We start from the raw sequence: 9,535 nt of genomic DNA, 5'->3' as shown, positions 1-9,535 counted from the left end.
GGCTTGGCGTCGCTTTCGACCGGGCGGCGCAGGCGCACGATGTGCCGCGTGACCTTCTGGTAGCGCTGTCATACACACTGAGCCACGTGCGGGAACGCGTCAGCGCATACGGCGGCTACGGGGTGATGCAGCTGCGGGACCCGGCGGGTGGCGGGACGATCGGAGCGGCGGCAGAGGTGAGCGGACGGTCTGTCGCGGCCGTGCGTGACGATACTCAGGCCAATGTGGACGGCGCGGCCGCGCTGTTGAGGTCGCTCGGCGACGACGTTGGGTTGAGCGCGGCTGATCGGAAGAATGTGGGAGCGTGGTACGAGCCGGTGGCGGGGTACTCCGGGATCCCGGATGACGCGATCGCCCGGCTTGAGGCCGACGCCGTGTTCGCTGTGCTGGCGCGGGGCGTGGTGGTCGAGACCGACGGCGGGAGCATCGTGGTGGAGGCCGCTTCGGAGCCGCTCGTCGTGAAGGCGGCGGCCGCGCCGTTCCAGCCGGTGGCAGCCGACTACCCGTCGGCTCGTTGGGTTCCGGCGCATTCCAGCAACTATCGCACCCAGAATCGCCCGAATGATTACGCGATCGACCGGGTCATCATCCACACGACCCAGGGAGCGTATGCGGGTGCCATCTCGTGGTTCCAGAATCCGGACTCGAACGTCTCCGCGCACTACGTGATCCGTTCCTCAGACGGTGAAGTGACACAGATGGTCGAGCACAAGGACGTCGGTTGGCACGCCGGGAACTGGAACAACCGCTCGATCGGCATCGAACACGAGGGCTGGGTCGACGACGCGTCCTGGTACACCGAGGAGATGTACCGTTCGTCGGCGGCGGTGACCAGGTTCGTCTGCGACCAATACGGCATCCCGATCGACCGCACTCACATCGTCGGCCACAACGAGGTGCCGGGCGCGACGCACACCGACCCGGGCCCGAACTGGGACTGGGATCGCTACATGGGCTACGTCCGGGGAGACTCGGGCGGTGGCGGATGGAGCGCGATCGTCGACAACGACGACGCCGGGTTCAGCGCCAGCGACAACTGGCTGAGGGTGACGACCTCCGGGCGCGGCGGCAGCCACCATCATGCCCAGCCGGTGCAGGAGAGCGACGTGGCGTGGTTCAGTGCCGACATCCCGGACAGCGGTAGCTACCGGGTGGACGTCTGGTACCCGCAGAGCTCCAGCAACAACTCGCGCGCGCCGTACATCGTCGCGGCGAGCGGCGGGTTCGAGACCGTCTACATCGATCAGCGTTCCGGCGGCGGCCGGTGGAACAGCATCGGAGTGTTCCAGCTGGACGCAGGGGCGCAGCAGGTGGTCGGTGCCAGCCGCTGGACCGGGACCGACGGCTGGATCGAGGCGGATGCCGTCCGCATCACCGAGGCCTGAGGGTCGTCGTACTGAGCTGCCGTGGCCCTACACTGCGAGCCCGCAGTGGTGAATCTAGCTGCGACGCCGGCTCCGGAACTCCCGGAAGGGGTCTGGAGGCGGCGGGTTGCGTGGGTGGGCGAGGTTCTTCTTAGTCTGTGGCCCGGTTGGGCTTGAGCCTCCAGACCCCCTTCCGGCAGTTCCGGAGCCTCAGTCTCACTGGCGGGCGGACGCCCACTCGCGGATCGTGTCGATGCGGTTCTGGATCTCGTCCGCGGTAGCCATCGCCGCGGGCGGACCGCCGCAGGACTTGCGCAGCTCGGTGTGGATGACCCCGTGTGGCTTCCCGGTGCGATGGTGCCAGGCGCCCACCAGGCCGTTGAGCTCGCGACGGAGCATTGAGATTCGCTCATGCTCCGGCACCGTCCGGCCGGACTCCGCTCCGTCGCCGCCGGCTCCGGGCACGGCGGTTCCGGAGTCGCCCGCACCGTCGTCGGTCTGCGCGCGTGCCTCCGCCTGCTGCTCGGCCTGTCTGCGGCGGAGCAGAGCGGTGACCTGGTCGGGTTCGAGAAGCCCGGGGATGCCGAGGTAGTCGGCTTCCGCCGCGGAACCCGACTGGGCCTGGGTGCCGAACTCGCCGCCGTCGTAAAGTACCCGGTCGAAAGCGGCGTCGGAGCCCAGAGCCTCGAACGGTACCTGCTCGTCCGGTGTGTTCTCCTCGCGCTGTGCGGCGGCTATGAGCTCTTCCTCGGCGGCCAGCGGATCGTCGTCGGGGGAGGCTGTCTTGCCGAGCACATGGTCCCGGGAGGCTTCCAGCTCACCCGCGTACTCGAGCAACGCGGGCACCGTCGGCAGAAAGATCGACGCGGTCTCACCGCGTTTGCGTGCCCGGACGAACCGGCCGATGGCCTGCGCGAAGAACAGCGGCGTCTGAGTGGCCGTGGCGTAGACACCGACGGCGAGCCGTGGCACGTCGACCCCTTCGGAGACCATCCGTACCGCGACCATCCAGCGATCCTGGTTCTCGCTGAACTCCGCGATCTTCTTCGACGCTCGCGGTTCGTCGGAGAGGACGACCGTCGGGCGCTCGCCGGAGATGCGTGACAGCAGCTTCGCGTAAGCGCGGGCCTTGTCCTGATCGGTGGCGATGACGAGACCGCCGGCGTCGGATACGTGCCGGCGTACTTCGGTCAGCCGGGTGTCGGCGGCACGCAGCACGGACGGGATCCATTCGCCCTCCGGGTCGAGAGCGGTGCGCCATGCTTGCGCGACGAGGTCCTTGGTGAGGGGCTCACCCAGCCGGGCCGCGACTTCGTCACCGGCTCGGGTGCGCCAGCGCATCTCTCCCGAGTACGCCATGAACAGCACGGGACGCACGACGCCGTCCTGCAGGGCCTCGGCGTAGCCGTAGGCGTAGTCGGCGGCGCTGCGCTGCCGTCCGTCGGCCTCGGGGACGTAGGTGACGAACGGGATGGGGTTGACGTCGGAACGGAAAGGTGTCCCGGTCAGGGCGAGCCGACGGGCTGCCGGCTCGAATGCCTCGCGGACCGCGTCCCCCCAGGAGAGTGAGTCGCCCCCGTGATGCACCTCGTCGAGGATCACCAGCGTGCGACGGTTCTCGCAGCGGGCTCGGTGCAGCATGGGGTGCGCCGCTACACCCGCGTAGGTGACGGCTACACCGGTGTAGTCACGGCTGGTCCGGCCCTTGCGTCCGGAGAATGCCGGGTCGACGGTGATGCCGACCTTGTCGGCCGCATCCGCCCACTGCCGTTTCAGGTGTTCGGTCGGCGTGACGATGGTCAGCTGGTGGACCACCCTCTTGGCCAGGAGCTCCGCGGCGACGCGTAGGGCGAACGTGGTCTTCCCCGCGCCTGGCGTGGCGACTGCCAGGTAGTCCTTCGGCTCTTTCTCCAAGTAGTCGGAGAGAGCGGCCTGCTGCCAGGCGCGCAACCGTCCCGCGGTGCCCCAGGGAGCCCGGGCCGGATAAGCCGGAGGCAGGTGCTCAGCGGCGGAGGTGCTCACAGATCTCCTGTCTGGTCTACTACCGGGCACAGCAATGCCCGACCCGCGGCATCGCGCTCGTCCTGTCTGACATGGCGCCCGGCAGGACGGTGGTCGGGCTTCTGTAAAGACGATAACGGCCGACGCCGACAGGTCACGAATCGACATGCTCAAGCGGTGCCGACTCTCGACGTATTCGCCCGGCCGCCCAGGAACCGAACACAGCCAGGGCCGACATGACGGCCAAGATCAGTGCGTACACCCAGAGCGGGACCGCCACGTCCGACGTGGCCGCAGTGCCGTGACCTGAGCCGAAGATGGTCCCGGCCAGCCCGACGAACGCGATGGAGAACAGCGCATCGCTCAGCTGCATGGCGGCGGAGTTCGACCCGTGGTCCTCGACCGGAGAGAACTCGAACAACAGCACGCTGATGCTGGCCATCGCCATTCCCATGCCGATGGCTCCGAACGTCCAGATGACCGCCGCGAGGATGGCGGGGACGGCCGGAATCAGCACGAGCCCGAGCAGCGCAACGGCTGCGGATACAGTGGCGCTGCCGATACGGATGAGCAGGTACCGCGGCACTGCCGTTCTCGGTCTGCCTTGATACCAGGAACCGGCCGCCCAGCCGAGCGCACCACCCGTCAGGGACAGGCCGGCCATGGTCGACGACAATCCGCGCTCCGCGACCAGCATCAACGGGAGGAAGGCTTCGGCGCCGAAGAACGAACCGGCCAGGATCCCACGCATGATCACGACCGTCGGCAAACCGCGACGCAGCGTGAGCGTGCCTGGTGGCAACAGCCGGGGCACACTCGGGATCAGCAAGGCGGCCGCCACGCCGCACAGGGCCAGCGCCAGCAGGTCGGGCCGGGTCCCGGCGTATTGGAGCAGTCCCATGCCGGTAGCCGTCGCCAGTGCCAGCGGAATCCGCCGTCGGCGGACCGCCGGCCCGGACGGCGGAGGGCCGTTGACGGCGCGCACGGAGGGCAGCACCATCGCCAGGGGAATCAGGACGAAAGGCGCGAGCCCGAGGAAGACCCAGCGCCACGAGGCGTGATCGGCGAGCAGCCCGGAGATCAGCGGTCCGACGATCGATGGCACGACCCATGCGGCCGACATGGCGGCGAATATCCGCGGCCGCAGCGTCTCGTCGTACGACCTTCCCACCACGACGTAGAGGGCGACGATGACGAGCCCGCCGCCCAGCCCCTGCGCCGCTCGTCCAGCGATGAACGGCCACATCGACTGCGCCGTCCCCGCGAGCACGAGGCCTGCACTGAAGGTGGCCGCGCCGGCGACGACGGGCAATCCGGGGCCGCGGCGATCGCAGATCTCGCCCGAGACCACCATGCCGAGCAGGCTGGTGGTGAAGAATCCGGAGAACGCCAGGGCGTAGAGGCTGAGGCCGTCGAGCTCGGGAACCGCCTTTGGCATGGCCGTGGCCACCGCCATGGCCTCGAAGGCGATGAAGACCACCATCGCGATGATGCCGAGCGTCAGGTGGCGATGTGTGGGACTGAGGATGCCGTGCGTTCGCGCCACGGGCATCTTGGTCATGAGTGAATACTAGAGACACTCATGTACTCGTCTCGAGTCCGTATCGGTTCGGTTCTCGGCCCGGGTGTGAGGCGACACAGAGGTCGGGTCAGTCCGTACACTGGTAGGGATGAGCACTCAGATGAGCCCGGGCACCGAGACCATCGAGCGGCAGGACACCCGTACCCAGCCAGGCGACGGCGATGGCGATCGTGAACGCTTCTCGCATTATGTCCCGAAGGAGAAGCTCGCCGACGCGATGATCAACGGGACTCCGGTCATCGCGCTCTGTGGCAAGGTCTGGGTGCCGAGCCGCGATCCCGAGAGGTTCCCGGTCTGCCCGGAGTGCAAGAAGAAGTGGGAGTCGATGAAGCCCGGCGGTCAGGGCGACGCCTGAGCCGTGTACCGCTTGGTCCATATCCACGGCATGAGCCGTGGAGATCACTGACACGCCCGCAATGTCGATGTCGTGTGCCGCGCGCGACTGTGAACGAGAACGCGGCCGCGCCTGTCTGAGGTCGTCGACGTCCGCGTGACGTGACCGGCGCCTGGAATGAACTCGGCGCTGTTCTGGCGACGGCTCGGTGCTGACATCCTGAATTTTCCATTGCCTATTGACTCCGCCACCACAGCTGCCTAAAGTCGCTGCAACGAATCAGCAATCGAGCGTACATGCGCTGCTAATACGTTGCTGATACGAAACAGCAAGGAGTTGCGTGTGGCTATCAAGAGCCGTCAGCAGGCGCCTAAACAGAGCGACGTGGCGAGACGGGCCGGGGTGTCTCAGGCGACCGTTTCGGCCGTCATCAATGGGCGGGCCACGGTTCACCGGATCCCGGACGAGACGGTGCGCCGGGTGCGGGAAGCGGTCCGCGATCTCGGTTATGTGGCGAACCCATCGGCTCGCAGTCTGCGGGGCAAACGCAACCGGCTGCTCGGTGTGCACACTTTCGAGTCGGTGTTCCCGATCAGCCAACGGGACTTCTACCACGAGTTCCTGATCGGGATCGAGGAGCAGGCCGTGGCCGACGGCTACGACCTCGTGCTGTTCACGTCGACCGAAGAGGCGAACGGTCAACGCAGGATCTACCGCGACGGCATGAACCGCCTCAACGTGGCAGACGGGAGCGTGCTGCTCGGTTTCACACACGACAGCTCTGACATCGCCAGGCTCGCCGGGGAGGGCTATCCGTTCGTCCATGTGGGGCGGCGGGAGGTTCCCGGCGTCGACTTCCGCTGGGTGGGTGCGGACTACAAGAGCGCGACGCACGAGGTCGTGGATCGGCTGGTCGAGCTTGGGCACCGACGCATCGGCTACGTCGGCCTCGACCACCGCATGGAAGCCCTGATCGATCGTGAGGAGGGTTACCGCGACGGTTGCGAGGCCGCCGGGCTCCCCCCGCTTCCGGTGCTGATGGGCGTGCACCATCTCGGCGTGGAGTGGTTCGACCACGCCGTGGCCAGCGGGATGACCGCCTTCGTGGCGGAGGACGAGAGCTATGCGACCAAGCTGGGCGAGCTCGTACGTGAACGAGGCCTCGACATTCCCGGCGATGTGTCCGTCGTCGTGCTGCGCGGGACGAATGACGGTCCGGTCCCCGGCCGGTCCTGGAGTTCTATGGGCATTCCGCGCAACGAGATGGGCCGGGCCGCGGCGCGGATGCTGGTGGAGATCCTCGAGGACCCGCATGCGACCCGAGATGACCATCTGTTGCTGCCGTGTACGCCTCCCGGTGAGACGACCATGGCGGCTGTGGGAGGAGCAGCATGAACGAGATTCGAGCCGACGTCGCGGTCATCGGTGGCGGGCTGGGCGGCGTGGCCGCCGCCCTTGCCGCGGCCCGGCACGGAATGAGTGTTGTCCTGACCGAGGAGACCGACTGGATCGGCGGCCAGCTGACGTCGCAGGGAGTGCCCGCGGACGAGCATCCGTGGATCGAGCAGTTCGGGTGCACGGCGAGCTACCGAGCACTCCGGGACGGCATTCGCGACTACTACCGCCGTGCGTACCCGCTCACGACGACGGCACGGTCGGCGCGCTTCCTCAACCCCGGCGGCGGTGCGGTCAGCCGCATCTGCGCCGAGCCGCGGGTGGGCCTGGCCGTGCTCGAGGCGATGCTGGCACCGCATCGTGCCGCCGGTCGTCTGGATGTCAGGCTCCGGCACCGGCCGGTGGCGGCTACCACCGACGGCGACACCGTGACCAGCGTGACCGTGCAGAGCCAGGACACGGACCAGCGGTTGACCATCACGGCACGTTACGTACTCGACGCCACCGAGACCGGTGAATTGCTCCCGCTGACCGGCACGGAGTACGTCACCGGCTTCGAGTCCCACGAGGACACAGGTGAGCCGAGTGCGCCGGCCGAGCGACAGCCGCTGAACATGCAGGCGGTGTCGTGGTGCTTCGCCGTCGACCACCTCGAAGGTGAAGACCACATCATCGACAAGCCGGACGACTACGCGGTATGGCGGGATTTCCAGCCGCCGTACTGGCCGGGGAAGATGTTCGGACTCGTGGCGCCGAAACCACATAGCCTGGAGCCGGTTCAGCGGACGTTCGAACCGCATCACGACGCGGAGTTCAACCGACGGCACGGCGGCGGCGACATCGACCTGTGGCAGTTCCGCCGGATCATCGCCCGGGACAACTTCTCTCCGGGCGCCTTTCGCAGTGACATCGTCGTCGTGAACTGGCCGATGATCGACTACCTGTCCGGCCCGGTCTTCGAGGTTGACGACGACGAGGCGGCGTTCCATCACGAGGGCGCCCGGCGGATGAGCCTGAGTTTCCTGTACTGGATGCAGACCGAGATGCCGCGGATGGACGGCGGTACCGGGCTGCCGGGCCTGCGATTGCGCGGCGACGTCTTCGGAACGTCGCACGGCCTGGCCCTGTACCCGTACATCCGCGAGTCGAGGCGCATCGTCGCCGAGTACACAATCGTCGAGCAGGACGTCGCACGGGCGACTCGGCCGGACTCGACCGCCCGATCGTACGACGAGTCGGTGGGCGTCGGCTCCTATCGGATCGACCTGCACCCGTCCACCGGCGGCGACAACTACATCGATGTCGGCTCGCTGCCCTTCCAGATCCCGCTCGGGGCGCTGCTTCCGGTGCGGACGCGCAATCTGCTGCCCGCTGCCAAGAACATCGGCACCACACACATCACCAACGGCTGTTACCGGCTTCACCCGGTGGAATGGAACATCGGCGAGGCGGCCGGTGTGCTCGCCGCGCATTGCGTCGCTCAGAAGGCCACACCCCACCAGGTGCGTCACGACGACGCCCAGCTGAGGGCGTTCCAGAAGACGTTGACGCACGACGGCGTCGAGCTGTCCTGGCCCGACGTCCACGGCTACTAGGAGGCCCTCGGCGGATCCTCCTGTCGCCCGACGCACATCTACCCGACGCACATCTACCTGACGCACACCTGTACCCGACGCACGTCTGGCCATGACGCACCTCAAAGGAGAGTGTCTGATGGACCCACAGATCGATCGACGGCACCTGTTACGACTCGACCGACGCCAGCTGCTACGAGCCGGCGGAGCGTTCACGTTGGCCGCGTTGGTGCCCGCGTGCAGCTCCGGATCCGACGACGGTGGCAACGGTACGATGCCGAGCGAACCGCCCGACGGCGGCACGGGCGAGGCGCCCGAGCTGAAAGCCCTGGTGGACGGCGGAGAGCTACCGCCGCTGGAGGAACGTCTACCGGCGAGCCCGATGGTGGTACAGCCGACCGGGGAGATCGGACAGTACGGCGGCACCTGGCGCAACGGCATGGTCGGCACCGACGGGAGCCGGCTGAACTACTCCCTCGCATACGAGAACCTCGTGCGGTGGGATCTCGACTGGACCGAGCCCATCCCGAACGTGGCCGAGGCGGTCGAAGCCAACGAGGATGCCACGGCCTTCACGTTCACCCTTCGCGAGGGCATGCGATGGTCGGACGGCGAGCCGTTCACCGCGGACGACATCCTGTTCGCGTACAACGACGTGCTCACGCACCCGGAGGTGAACCCGAGCCCGTACGGTGTGTTCGTCGCGGGCGGCGAGATGGGCACGATCGAGAAGGTCGACGATGTCACCGTCGTCTTCACCTTCGCCGCGCCGCACGCCCTCTTCCTCGACCAACTCGCAGGCGAGGTGTCGGCCACCATGCTAACCCGGCTGCCGCTGCACTACCTGCAGAAATACCATCCGGACTATGCCGACGACGCGGAACAGAACGCGAAGGACGCCGACTTCTCCGGCTGGGTGGAGGCGCTGCAAGAGGCGCTGTGGGGCGGGGCACTCTGGCATGACATCGAGCTGCCCCGGCTGCACGCGTGGATTCCGGTCACCCCCGTCTCGGACGCCACCGAGATGATCTTCGAGCGGAACCCTTACTACTGGAAGATCGACCCGGAGGGCAACCAGCTTCCGTATCTCGACGGGATCCGTTTCGGCATCTTCCAGGATGACGAAGTCTTGCTGCTGAGCACTCTGCAGGGCGAGATCGACATGATCGATCGCACTGTGACCACCACGACCAACAAGCCGGTGCTCGCCCGCGACCGGGAGTCGGGCGGCTATGACTTCTTCGATCTGGTGCCGGACAAGATCAACTCTATGACGATCCTGCTC

The 9,535-nt window shown here is 67.3% G+C and carries 7 protein-coding genes; 5 read left to right on the top strand and 2 right to left on the bottom strand.

Features of this window, described 5'->3' with window-relative positions:
* Positions 1-1,385 (top strand): golvesin C-terminal-like domain-containing protein (locus ELR45_RS29710; RefSeq protein WP_165368220.1); only part of this gene is annotated, 1,385 nt, incomplete at its 5' end.
* A gap of 195 nt (positions 1,386-1,580) precedes the next feature.
* On the opposite strand, the gene ELR45_RS29705 is transcribed toward ELR45_RS29710, so the two are convergent.
* Both ELR45_RS29705 and ELR45_RS29700 read right to left on the bottom strand, forming a co-directional pair.
* A complete protein-coding gene (locus ELR45_RS29705; RefSeq protein WP_129669525.1) occupies positions 1,581-3,386 on the bottom strand; it encodes a DEAD/DEAH box helicase in 1,806 nt (601 codons plus the stop codon).
* Between the two features lie 133 nt (positions 3,387-3,519).
* Complete coding sequence (locus ELR45_RS29700) at positions 3,520-4,926, bottom strand: MFS transporter (RefSeq protein WP_129669524.1); 1,407 nt, start codon at positions 4,924-4,926, stop codon at positions 3,520-3,522.
* A 109-nt stretch (positions 4,927-5,035) separates the two neighbouring features.
* On the opposite strand from ELR45_RS29700, the gene ELR45_RS29695 reads away from it, so the two are divergent.
* From ELR45_RS29695 to ELR45_RS36025, 4 genes are all read left to right on the top strand, one after another.
* Complete coding sequence (locus ELR45_RS29695) at positions 5,036-5,302, top strand: DUF3039 domain-containing protein (RefSeq protein WP_129669523.1); 267 nt, start codon at positions 5,036-5,038, stop codon at positions 5,300-5,302.
* 321 nt (positions 5,303-5,623) lie between these two features.
* Positions 5,624-6,676 carry a LacI family DNA-binding transcriptional regulator gene (locus ELR45_RS29690; RefSeq protein WP_205857528.1) on the top strand — a complete coding sequence of 351 codons (1,053 nt, stop codon included), beginning with the start codon at positions 5,624-5,626 and terminating at the stop codon, positions 6,674-6,676.
* On the top strand, positions 6,673-8,271 hold the full coding sequence (locus ELR45_RS29685) for an FAD-dependent oxidoreductase (RefSeq protein ID WP_205857527.1): 1,599 nt from the start codon (positions 6,673-6,675) through the stop codon (positions 8,269-8,271). Before ELR45_RS29690 ends, ELR45_RS29685 begins: the two co-directional genes overlap by 4 nt.
* Positions 8,272-8,389: 118 nt before the next feature.
* Positions 8,390-9,535, top strand: a 1,146-nt coding sequence (locus ELR45_RS36025) for an ABC transporter substrate-binding protein (protein WP_240760230.1), incomplete at its 3' end; no start/stop codon positions are given.

It is taken from the genome of Phytoactinopolyspora endophytica, assembly GCF_004138495.1.
GTDB lineage: Bacteria > Actinomycetota > Actinomycetes > Jiangellales > Jiangellaceae > Phytoactinopolyspora > Phytoactinopolyspora endophytica.
Note: the sequence above shows the minus strand (reverse complement) of the source record. Positions and strands in the feature narration are given on the sequence as shown.

What these genes read in the sequence shown, in the direction of transcription:
- ELR45_RS29700 (WP_129669524.1), bottom strand. Translation starts at nt 4,926, where the DNA reads ATGACCAAGATGCCCGTGGCGCGAACGCACGGCATCCTCAGTCCCACA.
- ELR45_RS29695 (WP_129669523.1), top strand. Translation starts at nt 5,036, where the DNA reads ATGAGCACTCAGATGAGCCCGGGCACCGAGACCATCGAGCGGCAGGAC.
- ELR45_RS29685 (WP_205857527.1), top strand. Translation starts at nt 6,673, where the DNA reads ATGAACGAGATTCGAGCCGACGTCGCGGTCATCGGTGGCGGGCTGGGC.